Origin of the sequence: Parasphaerochaeta coccoides DSM 17374, from assembly GCF_000208385.1 — a bacterium.
Taxonomy (GTDB): Bacteria; Spirochaetota; Spirochaetia; order Sphaerochaetales; family Sphaerochaetaceae; genus Parasphaerochaeta; species Parasphaerochaeta coccoides.
Window position 1 is genome coordinate 849,381 of sequence record NC_015436.1, and the last position, 19,167, is coordinate 868,547.

The 19,167-nt window shown below is 50.4% G+C and carries 18 protein-coding genes; 8 read left to right on the forward strand and 10 right to left on the reverse strand.

Translation table 11 applies throughout. The annotated features are described in order from the left end of the window. Positions 1–70 precede the first annotated feature (70 nt). The 5 genes from SPICO_RS03695 to SPICO_RS03715 all read right to left on the reverse strand — a co-directional run bounded on the left by SPICO_RS03695 (position 71) and on the right by SPICO_RS03715 (position 7,241). Positions 71–1,423 carry an ABC transporter substrate-binding protein gene (locus SPICO_RS03695; RefSeq protein WP_013739345.1) on the reverse strand — a complete coding sequence of 451 codons (1,353 nt, stop codon included), beginning with the start codon at positions 1,421–1,423 and terminating at the stop codon, positions 71–73. Positions 1,424–1,492: 69 nt separating this feature from the next. Continuing rightward, the gene (locus tag SPICO_RS03700) at positions 1,493–3,628 is read right to left on the reverse strand and encodes a glycoside hydrolase family 52 protein (RefSeq protein ID WP_013739346.1); all 2,136 of its coding nucleotides are present in this window, start codon (positions 3,626–3,628) and stop codon (positions 1,493–1,495) included. 105 nt (positions 3,629–3,733) lie between these two features. Beyond that, on the reverse strand, positions 3,734–4,375 hold the full coding sequence (locus SPICO_RS03705; protein WP_013739347.1) for a response regulator transcription factor: 642 nt from the start codon (positions 4,373–4,375) through the stop codon (positions 3,734–3,736). Positions 4,376–4,388: 13 nt separating this feature from the next. Further along, positions 4,389–6,536, reverse strand: coding sequence for a substrate-binding domain-containing protein (locus tag SPICO_RS03710; protein ID WP_013739348.1), 2,148 nt, complete (start codon positions 6,534–6,536; stop codon positions 4,389–4,391). A 54-nt stretch (positions 6,537–6,590) separates the two neighbouring features. Then, positions 6,591–7,241, reverse strand: coding sequence for an adenylate kinase (locus tag SPICO_RS03715; protein ID WP_496196966.1), 651 nt, complete (start codon positions 7,239–7,241; stop codon positions 6,591–6,593). A 175-nt stretch (positions 7,242–7,416) separates the two neighbouring features. Between SPICO_RS03715 and SPICO_RS03720 the strand changes: the two genes are divergently transcribed. Further along, positions 7,417–8,481 carry a uracil phosphoribosyltransferase gene (locus SPICO_RS03720; RefSeq protein ID WP_013739350.1) on the forward strand — a complete coding sequence of 355 codons (1,065 nt, stop codon included), beginning with the start codon at positions 7,417–7,419 and terminating at the stop codon, positions 8,479–8,481. A gap of 15 nt (positions 8,482–8,496) precedes the next feature. Beyond that, positions 8,497–9,099: a tetratricopeptide repeat protein gene (locus SPICO_RS03725; RefSeq protein ID WP_013739351.1), complete on the forward strand. Its 603-nt coding sequence runs from the start codon at positions 8,497–8,499 to the stop codon at positions 9,097–9,099. Here the strand turns inward: SPICO_RS03725 and rnhA are convergent. The 5 genes from rnhA to SPICO_RS03750 all read right to left on the reverse strand — a co-directional run bounded on the left by rnhA (position 9,096) and on the right by SPICO_RS03750 (position 12,873). Beyond that, positions 9,096–9,557, reverse strand: coding sequence for a ribonuclease HI (rnhA, locus tag SPICO_RS03730; protein ID WP_013739352.1), 462 nt, complete (start codon positions 9,555–9,557; stop codon positions 9,096–9,098). The two genes, SPICO_RS03725 and rnhA, sit on opposite strands and share 4 nt — an antisense overlap. A gap of 59 nt (positions 9,558–9,616) precedes the next feature. After that, entirely contained in the window at positions 9,617–9,895 is a 279-nt protein-coding gene (locus SPICO_RS03735) for a peptidylprolyl isomerase (protein WP_013739353.1), read from the reverse strand. A 282-nt stretch (positions 9,896–10,177) separates the two neighbouring features. Further along, on the reverse strand, positions 10,178–10,786 hold the full coding sequence (locus SPICO_RS03740) for a CYTH domain-containing protein (protein ID WP_013739354.1): 609 nt from the start codon (positions 10,784–10,786) through the stop codon (positions 10,178–10,180). 1 nt (position 10,787) lies between these two features. After that, positions 10,788–11,570, reverse strand: a complete 783-nt coding sequence (locus tag SPICO_RS03745; RefSeq protein WP_013739355.1) for a hypothetical protein — start codon at positions 11,568–11,570, stop codon at positions 10,788–10,790. 112 nt (positions 11,571–11,682) lie between these two features. Next, positions 11,683–12,873 carry an MFS transporter gene (locus SPICO_RS03750; protein ID WP_013739356.1) on the reverse strand — a complete coding sequence of 397 codons (1,191 nt, stop codon included), beginning with the start codon at positions 12,871–12,873 and terminating at the stop codon, positions 11,683–11,685. A 114-nt stretch (positions 12,874–12,987) separates the two neighbouring features. On the opposite strand from SPICO_RS03750, the gene SPICO_RS03755 reads away from it, so the two are divergent. The 6 genes from SPICO_RS03755 (at position 12,988) to SPICO_RS03780 (ending at position 18,979) form a co-directional block, all read left to right on the forward strand. Continuing rightward, the gene (locus tag SPICO_RS03755) at positions 12,988–13,440 is read left to right on the forward strand and encodes a divergent PAP2 family protein (RefSeq protein ID WP_013739357.1); all 453 of its coding nucleotides are present in this window, start codon (positions 12,988–12,990) and stop codon (positions 13,438–13,440) included. A 288-nt stretch (positions 13,441–13,728) separates the two neighbouring features. Further along, positions 13,729–14,505 (forward strand): transporter substrate-binding domain-containing protein, encoded by a 777-nt coding sequence (locus tag SPICO_RS03760; protein ID WP_013739358.1) that lies wholly within the window; start codon positions 13,729–13,731, stop codon positions 14,503–14,505. 293 nt (positions 14,506–14,798) lie between these two features. Continuing rightward, complete coding sequence (locus tag SPICO_RS03765) at positions 14,799–15,563, forward strand: basic amino acid ABC transporter substrate-binding protein (RefSeq protein WP_013739359.1); 765 nt, start codon at positions 14,799–14,801, stop codon at positions 15,561–15,563. Positions 15,564–15,707: 144 nt separating this feature from the next. After that, the gene (locus SPICO_RS03770) at positions 15,708–17,009 is read left to right on the forward strand and encodes an IS30 family transposase (protein ID WP_013739360.1); all 1,302 of its coding nucleotides are present in this window, start codon (positions 15,708–15,710) and stop codon (positions 17,007–17,009) included. Positions 17,010–17,376: 367 nt separating this feature from the next. Continuing rightward, a complete protein-coding gene (locus SPICO_RS03775) occupies positions 17,377–18,246 on the forward strand; it encodes an amino acid ABC transporter permease (protein ID WP_013739361.1) in 870 nt (289 codons plus the stop codon). After that, positions 18,239–18,979, forward strand: coding sequence for an amino acid ABC transporter ATP-binding protein (locus tag SPICO_RS03780; RefSeq protein ID WP_013739362.1), 741 nt, complete (start codon positions 18,239–18,241; stop codon positions 18,977–18,979). The genes SPICO_RS03775 and SPICO_RS03780 overlap by 8 nt, the downstream gene beginning before the upstream one ends. Positions 18,980–19,167 lie beyond the last annotated feature (188 nt).

The window sequence follows — 19,167 nt, forward strand, 5'->3', positions numbered from 1 at the left end:
ACCTCCCGGTATACAGAAGCCATGCCGTCGCTCATACCGACGGCATGTTCTGTCCCTCCATGCGGACGTACTAGTTGACTATGATGTCAAGATTGTCCGCGACCTGCTGCTTGAAGTCTGCAATCGCCTTGGCGCGACTCTTGTTGCCCGCGGTATATTCACGGACCTGTCCACGCCAGTAATTGTTGATTGTCTCATCATATTGCGTCAGGTTCTTGCCTGTGGCGAATGTCCCTGCGGGAATAAATACATCAAACATGTTCTGACCGCCCAGGAACGGGAGTGCGCCGTCAGCCTTCTTCATCACAGTACCGGAAGCAACCGTATCCTTGGTTCCGCCAGGTCCTGCGAGAGTGCCGGTTGCCCAGTAATACTGGAGACCGGTATTGGAGCTGTCAAGAGTGATCCATTCTATGATGTCCCCGACCGCGTCCTTGACCTTGCTGTTCTTATTGGCAAGAATCCACGTACCACCCCAGAAGAATCCGACAGGAGGCTCACATACCGCCCAATCCCCATACGTCCCTTCACCAGGCTTCGAACCACCGGAGTTACCGGCCATCACATAGTTAATCAGCCATGCCGGGCCGAAGAAGCCCAGAACCTTCTGTTGTCCAGCGTCCTTCATGTCCGCGAACCATGCGTCCGTCCAGTCTTGGGAATCACTGTGCCAGCCATTGTCCTTAAGAGCCTTGGAGATATCAAGGAACTGCTCGCGCAGAGGATCGATGTACAGCTTGCCATCGACAATCCAGCCTTTCTCTGAACTGTTCTCAACCGCGTGCCAGACATCACCATCTCCAGATACAATACCATAACCCTTTGCCTTGAGTTCCGCGGCAGCTTTGAGGAACTGATCCCAACCTGGGCCGACCTTTGTCTTGATTACGGACGGATCATCCGTACCCCAGACTGCTTTCGCTATGGAACGACGATAGATGAATGCACCGCCTGTCGCCTGATAGCCCAAAGCCACTAGTTGTCCATTTGGATTAGTGCCGATATCGACAGTATATTGGGCGATATCGGATTCTTTCAGCAGGCGGTCAACATCAATGCCGAGATCCTTGTAAGAGGCCGCCAAGTGAGCCGCATCACCTTTCGTATACTTCAACACGAAAGCAGCCTCAGCCGTATAGATATCGGGAGCATCGGCGCTGCCGCCGGTCAAAGCCATGTCCAAGGCCGGCTGGTAGGCACCGTCCGTCGTGGCGATAATCGTTGTTTTAATCTCATACGGGAACTCAGGATGAAGCGCAAGGTACTTGTCCAGCATCTTGGGAACTTCATCAGTAAAACTCCACAGATTGATCACCTGTTTTCCTGGAGCCGCGCTTTTCTCAGCAGATCCACCCGCAAACACTTGGATACTGATGCAAGCCATCAGCAGCAAGCATACGAAAAAAACCACTTTTTTCTTCATAAAAGTCCTCCTCTATGAAAATTTCACTTTGTTTCAGGAAAAATTCTCCCTGTTTCCTGTCCTTCACTCCTATCTTTCATGATGCTTCGGCATCTTGAGACCTGTAAACAAACCACACGGGACCAACCACAGGATTGATGTCACCAAACGTGGATAGAAACGTGAGCCCATATCCCTGCCTGTGGAAGAATCCACTTGGTCGGTCATACCGGTGCCTGCGCTTCCTGTGAACTGCCATTTCCAATGATGCTCGTCCCGGCGAATCAGCTCCTGGGGCAGTTCCAGTATCTGTTCCGCAATAAACTGATTGAGGAAAATCTTGCTCAACCATGTATTGCGACTTGTAGATGAAAGCTTCCATCCTCCGCTGATGGAATCCAGACAGATGCCAGGTTTCAGGACGGTTAGCAGATGGGTTCTCAGGAGACTGATAAATTCCCCGTATGGCCCGTCAGGAAGGACAACGGGAGACGCCCCGGTAAAGAATGGGTAAATCATGCCTTCGACTGCCGGTATGATACGCGATCGGTTGCCTCCCTCGAAAACAGCTGGAATGAACTTCTCATCCTCGATGAAACATGCGCTGACCGTCCGTGAAATCTTCTTGGCGGCATCCTGCGCCCGTAGGGAATTTTCCTTGTCCCCGGCACGTTCAAAAAATGATGAAATGCTGACGAACGCGCCCCAGGCTTTCACTGCAAGATAAAGATTGTTACGCGCCTGACCCAGACTTATATCAAGGGAGTCATAGGTCGTGATTTCCGCGCCACCTTCACAGAGATCGCTGTCCACGTCCATGATGCCATCTCCATTTGCATCCCGTGCAATCAAGGAATCCATGGCGAGTATCAGAACCTTCTTATTGTCCGCCGCCCATACGGTGTCATTGGCGTTATAGGAATAGAGACAAGCCGTCAGCATCCAGTTGAGAGTTTCCTCATAGCTCATGTAGCTGAAACAATCGACAAGACCGGACAGTTCATAAACGGACCTTCCCTGGGGAGTGAAGCAGTCAGCTCCCCCCTGGTCATGGGAGAACGCAATGCCATACGCATCCCTGTACAGCGACTGTCGCTGGAGAAAGTCCAGCTCATTGCGCACGGTCCACGGAGAGAAAATCAGCTCATAGAATGCCTGGTCAACGGTAAGATCGAGCGTGTTCATCATCTGGTACTCGCCTTCATTGACAACGAATACCGGTGCTCCCGTGTCATCAAGAAGCAGCTCGGTATTGGCACAATATGCATGCGTCGAGGCCGCAACGATGATTTTCTGCATCTCGGTCAAAGGGGAAGAATCAAGCAACTCATCCATGGCGACTGAACGGGCAAGCATCTGTATCTTATTTTCAAGCGCAAATTCAAGAACTTCCTCAAGGTCTTTGAAAAGAGCGGTATAATATCTGCGCATCGGCAATCCTGTGGTCACTACGCCATCCTCATAGACGCCAAGAGCAATGGTGAATGTCCGTTTTACCCCCGGAGGGACATGGAATCTGAGCCCTCCTTCCCGCGCAAGCCGCCTGAGCTGAAGGCTTTCATTGAAAGCAGCATCAACGGATTTCCAGTCCATGATTTCAACGACATTATCTTCTGGAAAAGTGGCGAAACCATATTTCACGCCCGCTGCCATCCCGGACAGACGTCCATCAGTCGCATCGGAAAGCGGTCTGCGGATGCCCTGCAAACCGAAATACCCCACTGCCTCATCTTGTCCATCTGTATTGTCCAGACAAAACTCCACCAGCAAAGCCGGACAAGCGGAAAGACGAAAGTCCTCCATGGATGTCGTGGCAGGATCTGGCACTGGCCCGAAAAAAGAACGGATGGAGACTGTCAGGATACCTGCATGCCATGTCTCACCGCCTAAAGTGGTGGTTCTTTCGACCTGCTCCATGGGAAATGTCGTGAACCTGCGCATGCGCATTTGCTTCGGGGTGGATTCATCAGTGTCGTGGGTACTGTCATCCTTGTAGGCAGTGCTGTCCAGGCCCTCGTTTCTTTCCGTCACGAATGGCAGCAGCACAGGTTCCTCATTGCCAAGCTTATAGCCCATGTACACATTCCGTCCGGGCGGCTGCACATCTCCCGTCACAAAACCGCCCCCATTGTTTGCGCGTCCGATGACAAAGGAAGAATAGGCTCCCCACATTCCATGCTGGGCATAATGATCTTTAGCGTTTTTCTGTTGCACACATGTATCCATCTCGTTGTCCTCGCATACACACGATACTATTGTTCGTATATGCCCGGAACCGGAGATATTACCGTTTTTTCATTAGGTGATTTCCCCTAGGGATGGATGAATCATTCAGATATTTCCGGCAATCCAGTCGAACGCAAGCCGGCGCAGTTCTCCTGCCGTAAGGAGTCCCAGACGGTTTTTCATCCTGTCCTGGTGGGCATTGATGGTCTTTACGGAGAGATTCAGCCGGGTAGCGATATCCGAAGCGCCGTAGCCTTTGCCGATGAGGGAAAAGATTTCCAATTCACGATTGGTGAGCGCAATCCGGGGATCTATGGAAGATCTCAGTCCGGATGAAATATTCTCTACGAGACGATTGCGAAGATTGTCACTGATTGCCAGCCGTCCCGCAAGGACATCGGTTATGGCATCAATAAGCCTTTCAGGTGTTTCATGTTTCATGACATATCCCTTCGCGCCCGAACGGACAGCCCGTTCACCATATAAATTTTCATCATGCATCGAAAGAACAAGTATCTTGAGCGCAGGCCAGGAAGTCCTGGCGCTGGAAACGAGGTCAAGTCCGCTTCCGTTCTGTAGGGAAATGTCGATTATTGCCAGATATGGGAGGGTCTTCGCAATCATATCCGTTGCTTCCGCCACGGTGGAAGATTCCCCGACACATTCCAGGCCCAGCCTCTGCTCTATGAGAAGGCTGACCCCTTTCCTGTACAATGGATGGTCATCTACAATTATGAACTTTTTCATTTTCTCCCACCCCCTATCTTGATACCCTGCAAGATATCGATGTGCCTTCCGGCGATGTCTGTATCCTTAGCAGGCCACCTATCATGTTCGCCCGGTACTTAAGTATCTTGAGTCCCATTCCCTGCCCGCTCTCCTGTTCAGAGGCTTCCATGCCGTGACCATCATCGGAAATCTCGACAGTCACCATCCCATGATCCATATACAGTCCTATCTTCACGTTCTCAGCATGAGCATGCCGGATGGCATTCGACAGGGCTTCCTGGATGATGCGGAACAACTGGAGAGCTTTTTCAGGACGACGGACAAGGAAATCCTCTTGCACATCCACATGGATGGACGGTGAGCCTTCCCGTGACGAACGGGACGCGGCAAGCCGTCTTACGGCTGTGGCCAGTCCGTTGTCTTCCAGCTCTACGGGATACAGGTTCCGTGCAATCTTCTTGGCATTCTTCGCCGTGTTCATCGCGGTTTCCGAAATCTGACGCGCTCGAATCCTTTCCTGCTTCAATCCTTTTTTTCCCAAGGAATCTTCAAGCGTCGCGGCAAGGATTCCGATTCCCGCTATATCCTGGCACAACTCATCATGGATATCCTGCCCGATACGGGTCATGATGTCGTTGGACACATCAAGTATCTCGCGTTCCAAATTCTTGCGTTGGGCTATTTCTACTTTCAACTTGTTGTTCGCATAGGACAATTCGGCAGTCCTGCGCCCGACTTCTTTAGCCAGTGCTTTTTCCCGATCCCTTTCACTTGCCATGACACGGGCACCCTTGAGGCTGATTGTCAGCAAGTCACGGAGCGTGGCATAGACATGACGATCCTGTGCTCCAGTGGAACACACAAGGTATCCTATCGGTTCTTCTCCGAATTGCAAAGGTTCGCACACGAAAGAAGCAAAGTCATCAGGCAATCCCCCCGGAAGCATTTCCTGCGTCCGGAACCTGAACCCATAGGGAGCAAGAATGCGGGTTTCGTTCCCTTGAGTCGTCATCAAAAGCTCTGACCATGTGGGATCTTTCGTGTCAAACATGACGACCGAACAAAAACATATACCCAACTGGCGGATACCCCGTGCCAGTTCCTTAAGTATCTTTTCCATGCTGAACGAACTGATGAGCGCGGACTGCACATCCTGCAACAAAGCGTTGCGCGTCTCGCCCGCCACCCTCCGGGACATCTGATGACGCAGTTGGTTTTCCAGCGTGAAAGAATGTACCTTCCCTGAATCTCTCCCCTTCGGCTGCATGCATCCGCAGGAAGTGCGCAAGACAAATGTCGAGACAAGCTGACGGTCATCTTCTTCGGCAGGTTCGAGAATACCAAGGATGCGGGCTAGTTCCCTGACAGCTCTCTCCCCCAGTTCTCCTGCCGGTTGATGGATCGTTGTCAATGGGGGCAGGGAATACAAGCTGTCCTCTATGTCGTCGAATCCGGTCACGGAAACTTGTCCTGGGACTGCCAGTCCTTGCTCCGTCAACGCCCTGATGCTTCCCATTGCCATTTGGTCGTTTGCTGCCACGACAGCATCCCATTCCCAGCGTTTCTCAACAAGAGAACGCACTATGGCATAGGCTTTGTCTTCAAGGAAATCACCGTGCAGGACAAGTGGCCGCTGTCCATCAGGAAGGAGCATAGCGTACGTATCCAGAAATTCCTTGAGTCTCTGTTCGCTTTCAGGATGTCCGAGAGGTCCTGCCAGAAAGAGAAAACGCTTGCGCTGATGCCCTTCAATCAGATGACGCGTCACGACAGCGATCCCCCCGGACGTATCGGCGCATATGCCGGGAATCCCTGGGAATCTGACTCCTACAGTCACCGTCGGGATATCATGGAATGCCGTCATATATCCGGATATCCTGTCGTGTGAAAAAATCGAACCCATGGTATTGGTCATGATGAGCAAGCCATCCAGTTCCGTGCGTGCGGCTAAAGCAAAAGCAGTGTCATCGAGAGAGCCTGCCTTGTTCTGTGTCTCAAGGTTTGCCCCAACATAGAAAACATTGGACATGCCCAGCTTCTCCGCCTCACGAGCCGCACCATTCCAAACGGCATATTGGTATGATTCATCAAACTGGGATGCAAGGAAACCAAGACGAAGTTTGCTTTTTTTCTTTTTCTGATTCTTGACCATCCTGAGAATTATACATGGTTTATCCATGAAATGCTCGGTAATCCTGCTGGAGATGCAGATGTTTTCACAGGTACAAGGACATCAGGCGTCTTTTTCTGCTTTTCCCAAGCGTTCAAGCATCCGCGCATGAACCACATCTGGGGTTCCCGTAGCATCAATATCGAGCAACAGTCCTCTCCTGCGGTAGTAATCAATCAGAGGAGTGGTCTGTTCCTCATACACCTCCAACCGGTGGAGTATGGCTTCTTCCTTGTCGTCCTCGCGCTGGATGAGCGGTTCGCCTGTCTCATCGTCCACCCCGTCCCTCTTGGGAGGGTTGTAAACCAGATGATATATTTTTCCCGTACTCTTGCTCATTCTCCTGCCGGACAAGCGTCTTACAATGCTTTCCTTGTCAAGAAGGAAATTCACGACATGATCAATCCCGGAAATCCCTGCGAGAGCCTCTGCCTGTGCAATGGTACGAGGGAACCCGTCAAGGATATATCCTCTTTCCGCGTCAGCCTCAGCCAGCCTGTCCTTGACCATTGCGACAGTCACATCATCAGGAACAAGATTGCCGGCCGCCAGGATATCCCTCACCTTCTTGCCTAATGCCGTCCCCATGCGGATGTTCTTTCTGAAAAGCTCTCCCGTCGAAACATGCGGTATCGACAGAGATTCCTTGGCCAATGCCGCAATCGTACCTTTTCCTGCTCCCGGAGGACCTAGAAACACAAGTTTCATAATCATCAATCCTCATCATCGCCTGTGGTTTTCGGTCGATGCGTACCGGCCGCACGTCAAGTATAGCGCATCTGGTCTTTTTTGTCTTATGTTACATTGCGGAATTCCCCGGTATCAGTTACACTTTCGCACGGTATAGCCTGACGCCTATAATCCGTTCGCACGGAAACAAGGAGACTCCATGAACAAAATCGTACTCCATGCCACTGACCTGGACGGTTATCTCAGGGACAGCGACAAGGAAAAGATTGCCCGCGCCGATTCCATGTATGAAACATCGCTCGCATGCTGCAAAGCAATCGAAACGGCCTCGACTCCTGCGGAAAAAGAGAAAGCGGAAGCAGCATTGGTGGAAAGCGCCGCGCAAATCGGAAAATTCCTCAAGCATGTATGCTCTGAAGAACCGAATATCCATGTCTATTCCTTTGAGACCCCTCGCGAGCAGCACGGCGGCGCCAGCCGAATCATTGCAAAACTGAGGGATCCCCGTACATCCCATGAAGAATTCCTGTACTTCATCCAGAGGGCTTATGAATTGATGTTCGCCCATGTCTATTCCGATGCGGCGCTGCCCCGAAAAAGGAGCATCATCACCAAAACTCCGGTGACTTTCCCCATCCGCAACTATGCTGTGCATCGCATACCGGATGTAGATGAAATGATCAAGAATACCGTCATGTGCGTCATGCTGAGGGGCGCGCTCCTCCCTTCCATCATCATCAGCAAGGAAATCCAGGAATATTCCTCCGATGACCATGTCACCCCATTTGCGCTTTTCAGAATCAAACGCGATGATTCAAAAAGCGAGAAGAACATGGACTACATCCTTGACCTTGACCGTTCATTCTTCAATCTTGAGAAACTCGATGGAAAGGATTTGATTTTCGCCGATCCAATGAATGCCACAGGAGGTTCCCTTGTCACTATCGTCACCTATCTGAAAAAACAGGGCATCCATCCAAAATCAATCACGTTCATCAATGTCATCAGTGCTTTGAAAGGTTCCCTGCGTATAGTGAGAGCCATAGAAGATGCTTCCGTGCATACCCTTTGGATGGATCCGTCGCTCAACGACCAAGCGTATATCCTGCCCGGACTTGGGGACGCAGGCGACAGGCTGAATGGCGCTGATACATCTGTGAACTCACGAAACATGATTCAGCTGATGGCTGATTACGGAAGTGGCATCATCAACCTGTATAGAGCCCAAGTCAAGGAAATCGAACAGACAGTATTGGGATATTAATTCCAAGGAGCCCCTATGAAAAAGGCCGTCATCATCCTGACTTTTTTTTCGTTCCTTGTCCTTGGCGGTTGCGTGTCAGTTTCCCAACAGCGGGAAACCCTGCTTGCCAAGGCTAATATCTTGCTCAGGGAAGGTAACCGTGAAGATGCGGAAGCCGTCTATCGGCAGATAATCGAGGACTTCGATGATGACGGACGGGCGGGATACAACCTTGTTGCGTTGCTGATGTTCGATGCACGATATGAAGAAGCCTCCGCCATAGCCATGGAAATGTATTCATTGTACCCGGAGAAGATTGAATTTCCAAAAGCCGCCGCCCGTGCCTATACTCTGGCGGGAAATCCTGACGAAGCAGGGAACATCTGGTCCCAACTTGCCGATGCTTACCCCACGGACGGCAACGTACTCAAAGACACCGCTCTCTTTTTCAAAGAACAGGGAAACCTCATCATGTCAAAAGAAATGGCTTTCCGTCTTCTGGAACTCGCCACGCATGATGCGCTGGCATTGGAAATCCTGGCTGCCGCGACAGAGGATGACGGTGGTGCGGAGCCGTGGAAGTCTTTGGCAGAAGATTCCAGATACCTGTCCCGGATTACATGGAATGAAACGCCCTAGGAAAGTGCCTTCAGGGAAAGGATCTTGTCCATTTCAGTGCGCACCATGGCGTCACATCTTTCATTATGCTCGATTCCCGCATGCCCCTTCACCCAGTGCCACGTCAAGGGAAGCCCTGCCGCAAGCTCATCCAGAGTAAGCCAGTATTCCTTGTTCTTTACGGGATCCCTGGAAGCTGTGCGCCACCCGTTCCGTTTCCAAGCGAGAATCCATGTAGTGATTCCGTTTTTCACATATTGGCTGTCGGTTCGGACGGTAATTGAAGATGGAGAAAGGGTTTTAGCGCAGCGTAACGACTCAATGACAGCATTCAGTTCCATCCTGTTGTTGGTCGTGAGGTCTTCTCCTCCGCTGCCTTCGGCAATCAAGGAACCGTTCTTCAGAATCAGGTATGCCCAGCCTCCCGGACCGGGATTACCCGAACAGCCGCCATCAGTATATATTGTCAGATCATTCATTGCATTGCTACCTATAAATGGCATGATACAACGACCAGCCAAACGGGGTCAACGTCACATCAGTCACGTAATCCGGTCTTCTTGATGATATGGTAACCGAACTGAGTGCGGATTGGCGCGCTGACTGCTCCGTGGGATAATTTCTGTACCGCACGCTCAAATTCCCCCACCATCTTTCCAGGACCGAACCAGCCGAGGTCGCCCCCTTTGCTCTTGCTGGGGCAGGTTGAATGTGTCCGGGCAAGAGAGCTGAAATCAGCGCCTCCTTTAATCTGCGCGTAAAGCCTGTCGGCCAGAGCTTTTTCTTTCACCAGAATATGACTTGCTTTCCATTCCATGACGAACCCCTATCATCCGTTGCATCCATTGTATTGTATTCCATTCATGATACCCTGAAATTACCTGTTTTTCCAGCACCGGCCATATTCTACCTGTACTCTGCCTGTACTCGACATAGCAAAAAAACAAGCTTTAAATCATGAAAGAAACAAAAACATCACACAACTGACATGCTATATCCATAGAACTCACGTCCTTTTAATACATGCTATAAACAGCTTGTCTGCCTTGGTGTAGAAGGAGTGGTGGGGTTCCTCTGTGCAAAGGGGAACCTCAGCTTTTTATCCTTCTTGTTTGCTGATTTGTCCGGCCTTGAGCATGTCCATGTAATATCGGCTTTCAATCGCCGATTTTTTTATGCCCAGAGTATTCAACATCTCCTGAAGATTCTCTTGGGCCTTCTTCACGTCTTTCACATCTGGAGCATCGGGCAATACGTACTCCATCTCAAGGAACCAGCCCAAAGGCGAAACTTCCAGCAGCTCAAGATGCAGAGGGAAACCATGAGTTCCTTTTTCCGTAATCCACCAAGCCCATCCCCGCTTTTCTTTCCTGATGTATTCCTGCATGCCCAAAGCGGAACAGAAAGCGAATACTTCCTTCTCTTGCTGTATGTCAACGAAAAATTCCTGTTCGCAGTTGTTTTCAATCCCGTCTGACTGTCCATGAACCTTATGCGTGAAAACAATGCTTCCCTCTTCCTTTTCCTGCTCTCTGTGTTCCTTCACACTACGTACACGAAACCAAGGCCCTCCATGCAGAGGATGGGTGTAATAGACATCTTTCTTGGCAATGACACGGGGAGAAGAAATGCCGGGCAATGTGGAAATAAGCGCTTTTAGAACAAACGGTTCCGTGACACGCGCTTTCAGTTCTATTTCCGAGGACATATCAATCCTTCCACGGAAAAATCATGTTCTTAATGGAACGATGACCGACCTTCTCTCTCTCGTCAAAAAGCAAATCCTCCCAAGGAATATGCTTGCGGTCAGTTTCCGGATGTTCTTCCAGATAATCGTACTTGAACATCAGCAGCTTCACGGCAACCTGACGGCTGAGCAGTATTCCCCCCGTTCCGGGAGTCAGACCGACAAGAACAAGAGACAAGACGCCGGATATGATTCCGTGAAAAATCAGAAACAACGAGAACCCCAGGTTGTCCGCCAAGAGAATGAAACACTTGCGGAAAGTCTTCATGGGACGGTCGCCGCTCATGCGGCAAGCAAGAGGAAAGAAATATTGCATGGCAAGACCGACAATGACGAATACCCAGAAGACAAACATACCAAAGATGAAAGCAAGCGTCGTATTCTGGAGAAAATAAAAAGGTAATACAAAGAAAACAATGAGAATCAGCGCGGTATTGATGAAGAAATGCAGGACGCCATGTCTCCAGAGACGGGAAAACCCTTCCTTGAGCGCCCTGAAACCTTCCCGCTTGTAATCAGCATACAGGCACGTCTGCCATGAAACCACCGCGCAATAGAATGAATAGACAGCTGAGATGATGACCAAGGCTATGATTCCCACAACGGAGTAGCCGTCAATGGCCATCAAGGACATCCCGCCATAGGCTCCCACGAAAACCAGCAGGAAACCCAAATTGTGTACGACAAGTCCGATCAGATTGTCCCATCCATCAAAAAAAGCCTTCTTTATGAAAAAGCCGACCATTCACATCCCTCCTGCCGTGCATCTGATACAAGAACCATATCTTTCCCCTCCAAGGTAATGCCAATCCCTGTATTGGACAAGTGGAGCATTAGGGAAAACATGGGAAACATCATTATTTCGTAAAACGGCCGCGCAGGGCAATGGCAACGATAATTTCCATCACCACTGCGAAAGCTCCCAGCCCTGCAAGGACGAGCATCACGGTAGGGAACCCAAGATGTTCATAGACAAACCCACCGCTTGCCGCGCCGATAATCATGCCGAAGGTAAGCAGGACTTCATGAATCATCATCCGACGTGCCCGATGTACGCTACCCGACGCTCCGTGGAATATGCTCATGGTATATGCGGTGGCAAAGACGCTGCCGAACACAACAAAGAAAGGTATGTACATCCATACCGTAGTGATTTTCACAGCATAAAGGCACACCAGGGAAAAGGCTACCTGTACGCCCAGTATCACCCATGCACGGAAATGCCACCATGATGTACGCCCAAGGATATAGAACAAGCCACAGGTGGTTATTCCTCGGACAAGAAGCAAGGCTCCGGTCATGCTTTCCGGAATCTGAAGGACATCTTGGGCATACAGAGGAAATATTGTCTGGACGACACTCACTCCGCAATAGACAAGAACAAGTCCGCTCCAGCACAGATAGCGGAGAGGCGTACTTCCATCGGTTCCGGAGTCTTGGATGATGGCATGTTCTTCACTCGGTACTTCTTTCATGGAGGGAATGAAGCGGGAGCTGACAAACAGGAAGCACATCACGAAAAACAGGAAGACAGCTCCTGAAGACAATGCGGCGACAGTACTGATTTCAACCAGGATGCCCCCAATGAACGGAGCAACCCCGGCTCCGAAGGACCATGAAAAATTGAACTCTCCCATCGCCTTGTTCAAACGTACCCCTTCCCTGCCCCGACTTATCCAGCCTTCAATCTGCGGCCACATCAGCGACATGAATACCCCATAGAGAGCAAGTACTACGTAGAGAAAAAGAAGGGAGCGGACATAGATGACAGCAGCTATTGACAGAGACATGCCGATAAGGGATACCTCCACGCAAATCCGGGGAGAAAATCTCCTGCTCCATGACTCTCCCGCAATACAGGCAAGAAGATAAGAGACCGTATAGATGCTTGTGGCAATGCCGATGTGATCCGCTCCCATGCCGAATGTCCTGCGTAGATGATAGACAAGGGCAAGATTAATCAGGGCTATGCCCAACTGGGTCAGGAATGAAACAAGATTCAGAACCGTATGATGGTCATTGACCGATGCGCGGGTGGTGACGGACATGGAACACTCCTCCGTGGATGTCTGCGCTAAGATATAGCAGTCACACTTCACTAATGCAATATCATTACGGTTCTTGTTGCGAAATTTGTGCAAAGTATATAAAGTACGGTACGTATGGAACTGTTATTGACCAATTCACCGCTTATTGCCTCGTTTCTCGCCCTTTTCACTGCACAGATGCTCAAGCCGATCATCGTCGCCATCCTTGAAAGGCGGTTTGAACCCAGCATGTTAGTCTCCACAGGGGGCATGCCATCATCCCATACTGCTGCCGTCATAGCCCTTGCGACCGCGACAGGCATCATCCAGGGCATTGGTTCCAACTACTTTGCCATTGCGGTCGTCCTTGCCGGCGTCGTCACCCATGATGCAATGGGCATCAGGCGGGAAGCCGGTAAGCAAGCGCAGGCGATAAACGAATGGAACAAGATTCTCGTCAAACTTTCCACCAGCAAGGACAAGACGCCGGAAGTCCTCAAGACGATGCTCGGACATTCTTTCCCTCAAGTCCTCGGTGGCGTGCTGCTTGGACTTTTCTACGGATTCCTGACCCCAACCTTTTTCTAGGCATCTTCTTTCCACATATCAGTATCAATCTCTGCTCCTTAGATTGTCCGCATAATGGATATCATGATGTGTCATGGAGGGACAAGGAGGGATCAAGAGAGGGAACAAGGTGAAAACATAATTCCTCATGATGTGCATTCTTGTATATTATTACGAAATTTCACTCATTTATTGCATATATATTCCAAATCGCTTGACATTGAACGTATTTTTATGCAAGAACTCTGGTATAATGAGTATATCGAAAACTGAGTGCGGTATATGGCTTTATTAGTAGGAGATGAAATCATGAAAACAAAGACCTTGGCCCTGCTTCTTATCATATCATTGGTATCCGTGATGGCTGTCGGTGCGGCTGGCTCCAAGGAGAGCAGCAAGGAAAAAACTTCCTATGTGTTCGCCGCCAATGCGGCATGGCCGCCCCTGGAATATGTCGATGAAAACGGCAATGTGGTCGGCTATGAAATTGAACTGATCCAAGAAATTGGCAAAGCTGTCGGCAAGACTTTCACCATCAGGAATGTCGCATGGGATGGCATTTTCGCAGGTTTGGCAAATGGTGCTTATGATGGTATTGCCAGTGGAGTCTCCGTCACCGAAGAAAGAAAAGCTACCATGGATTTTTCAACTCCCATTCTCCAAGTGAAACAAGCTATCATCGTCCGCTCCGGAACAACGGGGATATCCAGCGGGGATGACCTTGTGGGAAAGAAAGTCGGAGTACAGATAGGCACGACAGGACACATTGCCCTGGAAGATACTTACGGCAAGGCAATCACAATCCGTGCGTATGATGAGATTGGCCTGGCAATCGAGGATATGCTGAACGGCAATCTCGACGCTGCTGTCGCGGATTCAATCATTGCCAGTGATTTCGTCCTTGCCAATAAAAACTATCAGGGCAAGTTGTTCGTCAGCGGAGAAGCAAGCTCTATTGCTGAGGATATTGCCATCGTCGTCCCCAAGGGAAACGTTTATCTTCTTGGCTTGGTGAACGACGGATACGCTCTTCTCGTAAAAAACGGCACGGTCGCGACTCTCAAGGAAAAGTACAACCTGCTGTAAATCTCCTCTTTCCTTATTGCATGACGGATGAAAGGTGTTGCAGTCAGTTTTGCAACACCTTTGTTGTATTCCCCCACTCTTGTTCATGCCACAAAACCAAACCTTTCTCTTCCCCCTTCCTTGTCTCTTCTTCTCACAGGACAGGAGCCTTGCGCCACAATTATTTCGTTATTTTAATAACATAAATGTAAATATTATAGGAGTATCAGAAAATAGCTAACAAATATAATTGACATATAACACATGGATGATTATGGTTTCTCTATCTTTTTGGGGAAGTGATGGAGGAAAACATGAGAAAGACACATGCAATAATCATTGGAATTCTGATTCTATGCATTGGCGGCCTTCTTTTCGGACAAGGTTCACGAGAATCAACAAAGACATCATATGTCATTGCTCATGATGCGACATGGCCTCCACTTGAATTCATTGATGAAAATGGAGTTTTGGTCGGATTTGAAATTGATCTGGTCAAAGAAGTCGCCAGACGAACGGGCATTACCTTCGAAAGCCGCAATGTCGCATGGGATGGCATCTTCGCCGGTCTTTTGAACAAGCAGTATGATGCAATTGCATCCAGCGTCACCATAACTGCTGAAAGACAGAAACAGTTTGATTTCACAGTTCCTGTCCTGCGTGTCACACAATCTATCATGGTTCGTACTAACGCCCAAGCACTGAAAACCCCGGATGATTTGAAGTTCCGGAAAGTCGGCGTCCAGATTGGAACCACGGGCGGATATGCCATTGAAGGGATTGAGGGCATCCAAGTCCTTTCCTACGATGAAATAGGTTTTGCGGTCGAGGATCTGCTGAATGGGAAAGTCGATGCGGTCGTCTGTGATTCCATCATCGCCAGTGATTTCGTTCTGTCCAATCCCAGCTATTCAGGACGGCTCACTGTTTCCGGAACCGCCAGCTCTGACACCGAGGAACTCGCCTGGGTCGTGGTGAAAGGCAATACTTCTCTCCGTGACCTGCTGAGCTCCACACTTGAGGCCATGGAAGCGGACGGCACGACTGCTGCATTAAAGAAAAAATGGAATATTATTTAAATTTCTGGCTTTTACTCAAATGAAAAAGAAAAGGCAACGAGAAATCTGAGGGAAGTTGCGAGAGGCACTTCACAAGTATGATGCACTTACTGGTACACTGAAAGGACTCCGGCAACCGCCACGGCTCGGACAGGAGGAACGAGTATGGCGAAGAATCATCTGACGTTGAGTGAGAGAATCAGAATAGAGGGGATGGTGTCCCAAGGAATCAGTTTTGCCCGGATAGCCAAGGAACTGGGCAAGGATCGCTCTACGGTGTCGCGGGAAGTGCGCCGGCACCCGAAGGAAAAGAAATCGGGAGGCTACAGCCGGCGTTTCAACGACTGTCGCAAGAGGACGGGATGTCCGGCCAGTGGGAACTGTGACGATCCGGGGTGCCGCAGAGAGAGGTGCAGCGGGTGTGCCGCGGGCTGTTCGCGGAAGCTGTGCCCCACCTACGAGCAGGAAATCTGCGGGAAACTGCGGGTCGTGCCGTATGTGTGCAATGCGTGTGTGGACAGGAGCCGCTGTACGCTGACGAAGGTCTTCTACGAGGCGACGCACGCGCAGAAGGAGTATCTGGAGGACCTGTCCGCGAGCAGGTCAGGTCTTGCCATTACGGAAGAGGAGGCCCGGGCCATCCAGCAGATCATCTCACCTCTGCTCGCCCAGGGCCAGAGCCTGTACAGCATCAACCAGAGGCACGGACAGCTCATCATGCGTTCGACCAAGACGCTGTACACGTATGTGAATGCGGGAGTCTTTCCCGACATAGGGAACATCGACCTGCCCCGCAAGGTCACCTATCGCAGACGCAAGAGGAAGGACGGGCATCAGTACAAGGGGGACAGGCGCTATCGTGTCGGAAGGACCAAGGAAGACTTCGACGCCTTCATGCGGGAGAGGGGAAATCTCTCTCCGGTTCAGATGGACACGGTGGAAGGACCCCGCTCAGAACGCAGGTGCCTGCTGACGTTGCAGTTCACCTCCTGTTCGGTGCAGCTGGCCTTCCTGAGGGAAGCACATGACGCGGCCTCGGTACGTGCGGTGTTTGCCTCCCTCCGCCAGCGGCTGGGAGACGGCTTCCCTCTGCTGTTTCCCGTCATCCTGACGGACAACGGTTCCGAGTTCTCCTGCCCGGAGGCACTGGAGACCGATGGGCAGGGAGAGCTTCTCACCCGTGTGTTCTACTGTCATCCGATGGCGTGCTGGGAAAAGGCCGCCTGTGAGAACAACCATGCCCTTATCAGGAGAATACTCCCCAAGGGGCGCACGTTCTCGGATCTGACGCAGCAGAAGGTGGACATGATGATGAACCATGTCAATTCCTATCCGCGGGCCCAGTACGGCGGCAAGTCCGCCTACGAGATGTTCGTCTTTCTCTATGGGCAAGAACTGGCACAAAGAATCGGGCTTGAGAATGTTCCCACTCGGAATATTACCCTCAAGCCCGTCCTGATCGACTAGAACCGAAGCCGTGGCGGTTGCCGGAACACCGCACCTTTCATCCTGCGGCCTGCTTGCGATGTTGCGTTAAAACGAATCGGAGCAGGTCGCGTTTCGGTGCGTCCGGAACTTAGTGCAACTTCGGTCTTCTTGTAGGAATTATCACCTCTCTGACGCTTTTTGTAAAGATTTCATCTCCCGGTCGTGCACTTACTTCTACAATGCAACACCTCCCTCCATTTGTGTTGCCTTTTCTTTTTCATTCGACCATTTCTGGCTTTTTATGCATAATTATTCATGATTTATTGACATTGGCTGCATATTAATGTAGAATTACAAGTGGTGCGCAATTGCAGCCAAGCTGATAATTCAGGAATTAGGAAGGCACATGAAGAATCCCTATGACAAGGAAGGTGCGGACGGTGTCCTGCCCGTACCCCATCCCAAGAAAATCCAACCGTCACAGACGTTTCAGGATAAACCAACCGGACATACTTCTTTACAGATGACCGATGGTGTCCTGATACCCCGCAAGGACAACCATCATGTATTCACTTCATGGCGCATCACCTTCTTCGCCGCGCTGGTGCTTCTTGCTTGTCTGGTGATTTTCATTCCGGATCCTTATCGGAAAATATTTACTGTCACAGTGTCAGGCATACCGGTGACTTTCCAAGTGACGGTCTTCGCAATCATCCTGTCGGTGGTCATCGGCGTCCTCGCTGGTCTTGGAGCGGTAAGTAAAAGCCGTGTAATCAATCTAATCAGCGGTGTATACGTTGAGCTGATTCGCGGCATCCCTCTCCTTGTCCAGTTGATTTTCATTTATTTTGCGGTCGGACGTTTCATCAATGTAGAAGGCGTGGTGGCGGCTATCATAGCCTTGGGCATCTGCTTCGGGGCTTACATGGGAGAAATAATTCGGGCAGGCATCCAGGCCATCCCGAAAGGTCAGATGGAGGCGGCCATCGCCTTGGGTCTGACAAGAACCCAGGCATTCCGTTCCGTCATCCTCCCCCAGACAATCAAGATTGTCCTGCCTGCAATTGGCAATGAGTTCATCTCCATGCTCAAGGATTCGTCACTGGTTTCTACCCTTGCTTTAAGTGATATCCTCCGGCGCGGACGAGAATACATTTCCCGCACTTTTCTTTCCTTGGAAACAATGCTTATCGTGGCATTGATTTATCTCATCATCACCCTCGTGCTTTCCCGTCTTGTCGGAATCCTTGAGGAAAGGCTTCACCAAAATGGCTAGAATTGAAATCAAGAATCTTTATAAGACATTCGACTCAAAGAACACAGCGGTTCATGCTGTCAGAAACGCATCCCTGACCGTAGAGAATGGCGAAGTCGTCGTCATCATCGGCCCATCAGGCAGCGGGAAAAGTACTCTCCTCAGAACCGTCAATCGGTTGGAAATCCCTACATCAGGTGAAATCTGGATTGATGAAGAAGACGTGACGAAGCCGAGCGTGGACATACGCAAGATACGGGAAGAAGTCGGCATGGTGTTCCAGAATTTCAACTTGTTCCCGCATTTGACATCATTGGAGAATATCACGCTTGCGCTTCTGCGGGTAAAGAAAATGAACCAGAAGGCCGCTGATGACCTTGGCCGCCAGCTTCTTACCCGCGTAGGACTCACGGAAAAAGCTGACGTCCATCCTGCCCAGCTCTCCGGGGGACAGCAGCAGCGAGTCGCCATTGCGCGAGCCTTGGCCATGCAGCCCAAGGTCATGCTGTTTGACGAACCGACCAGTGCCCTGGATCCTGAGATGATCAAGGAAGTCCTGGATGTCATGCTTGACCTTGCGGAAAGTGGGATGACTATGTTGCTTGTAACCCATGAAATGGGTTTTGCCCGTGCAGCCGCAGACAAGGTAGTGTTTATGGATGCGGGAGAAATCGTCGAAACCGGCTCTCCTGAACAGATATTCGAGCATCCTGCCAACGCCCGCACAAAACTGTTTCTGGATCATATCCTGTAAGCGGAAATATATCCTGCTCCCCTGTCAGGAATCTCCGAAAAAAATTCCGGATGCCTACACAATATGACCGGAATACAGTACAGTGTGCGACGATATCCTGAGTTTCGCAGTTAAAAAAGCGAAAAAACATCCGTACTCATTCTAATGCAAGGGGTTACTGACAAGATGCTATAACATTCATGTGTGTG

Excerpts from the sequence above, each read along its gene's own strand:
- SPICO_RS03695 (WP_013739345.1), bottom strand. The coding sequence starts at position 1,423 with ATGAAGAAAAAAGTGGTTTTTTTCGTATGCTTGCTGCTGATGGCTTGC.
- SPICO_RS03700 (WP_013739346.1), bottom strand. The coding sequence starts at position 3,628 with ATGGATACATGTGTGCAACAGAAAAACGCTAAAGATCATTATGCCCAG.
- SPICO_RS03705 (WP_013739347.1), bottom strand. The coding sequence starts at position 4,375 with ATGAAAAAGTTCATAATTGTAGATGACCATCCATTGTACAGGAAAGGG.
- SPICO_RS03710 (WP_013739348.1), bottom strand. The coding sequence starts at position 6,536 with ATGGATAAACCATGTATAATTCTCAGGATGGTCAAGAATCAGAAAAAG.
- SPICO_RS03715 (WP_496196966.1), bottom strand. The coding sequence starts at position 7,241 with ATGATTATGAAACTTGTGTTTCTAGGTCCTCCGGGAGCAGGAAAAGGT.
- SPICO_RS03720 (WP_013739350.1), top strand. The coding sequence starts at position 7,417 with ATGAACAAAATCGTACTCCATGCCACTGACCTGGACGGTTATCTCAGG.
- SPICO_RS03725 (WP_013739351.1), top strand. The coding sequence starts at position 8,497 with ATGAAAAAGGCCGTCATCATCCTGACTTTTTTTTCGTTCCTTGTCCTT.
- rnhA (WP_013739352.1), bottom strand. The coding sequence starts at position 9,557 with ATGAATGATCTGACAATATATACTGATGGCGGCTGTTCGGGTAATCCC.
- SPICO_RS03735 (WP_013739353.1), bottom strand. The coding sequence starts at position 9,895 with ATGGAATGGAAAGCAAGTCATATTCTGGTGAAAGAAAAAGCTCTGGCC.
- SPICO_RS03740 (WP_013739354.1), bottom strand. The coding sequence starts at position 10,786 with ATGTCCTCGGAAATAGAACTGAAAGCGCGTGTCACGGAACCGTTTGTT.
- SPICO_RS03745 (WP_013739355.1), bottom strand. The coding sequence starts at position 11,570 with ATGGTCGGCTTTTTCATAAAGAAGGCTTTTTTTGATGGATGGGACAAT.
- SPICO_RS03750 (WP_013739356.1), bottom strand. The coding sequence starts at position 12,873 with ATGTCCGTCACCACCCGCGCATCGGTCAATGACCATCATACGGTTCTG.
- SPICO_RS03755 (WP_013739357.1), top strand. The coding sequence starts at position 12,988 with ATGGAACTGTTATTGACCAATTCACCGCTTATTGCCTCGTTTCTCGCC.
- SPICO_RS03760 (WP_013739358.1), top strand. The coding sequence starts at position 13,729 with ATGAAAACAAAGACCTTGGCCCTGCTTCTTATCATATCATTGGTATCC.
- SPICO_RS03765 (WP_013739359.1), top strand. The coding sequence starts at position 14,799 with ATGAGAAAGACACATGCAATAATCATTGGAATTCTGATTCTATGCATT.
- SPICO_RS03770 (WP_013739360.1), top strand. The coding sequence starts at position 15,708 with ATGGCGAAGAATCATCTGACGTTGAGTGAGAGAATCAGAATAGAGGGG.
- SPICO_RS03775 (WP_013739361.1), top strand. The coding sequence starts at position 17,377 with ATGAAGAATCCCTATGACAAGGAAGGTGCGGACGGTGTCCTGCCCGTA.
- SPICO_RS03780 (WP_013739362.1), top strand. The coding sequence starts at position 18,239 with ATGGCTAGAATTGAAATCAAGAATCTTTATAAGACATTCGACTCAAAG.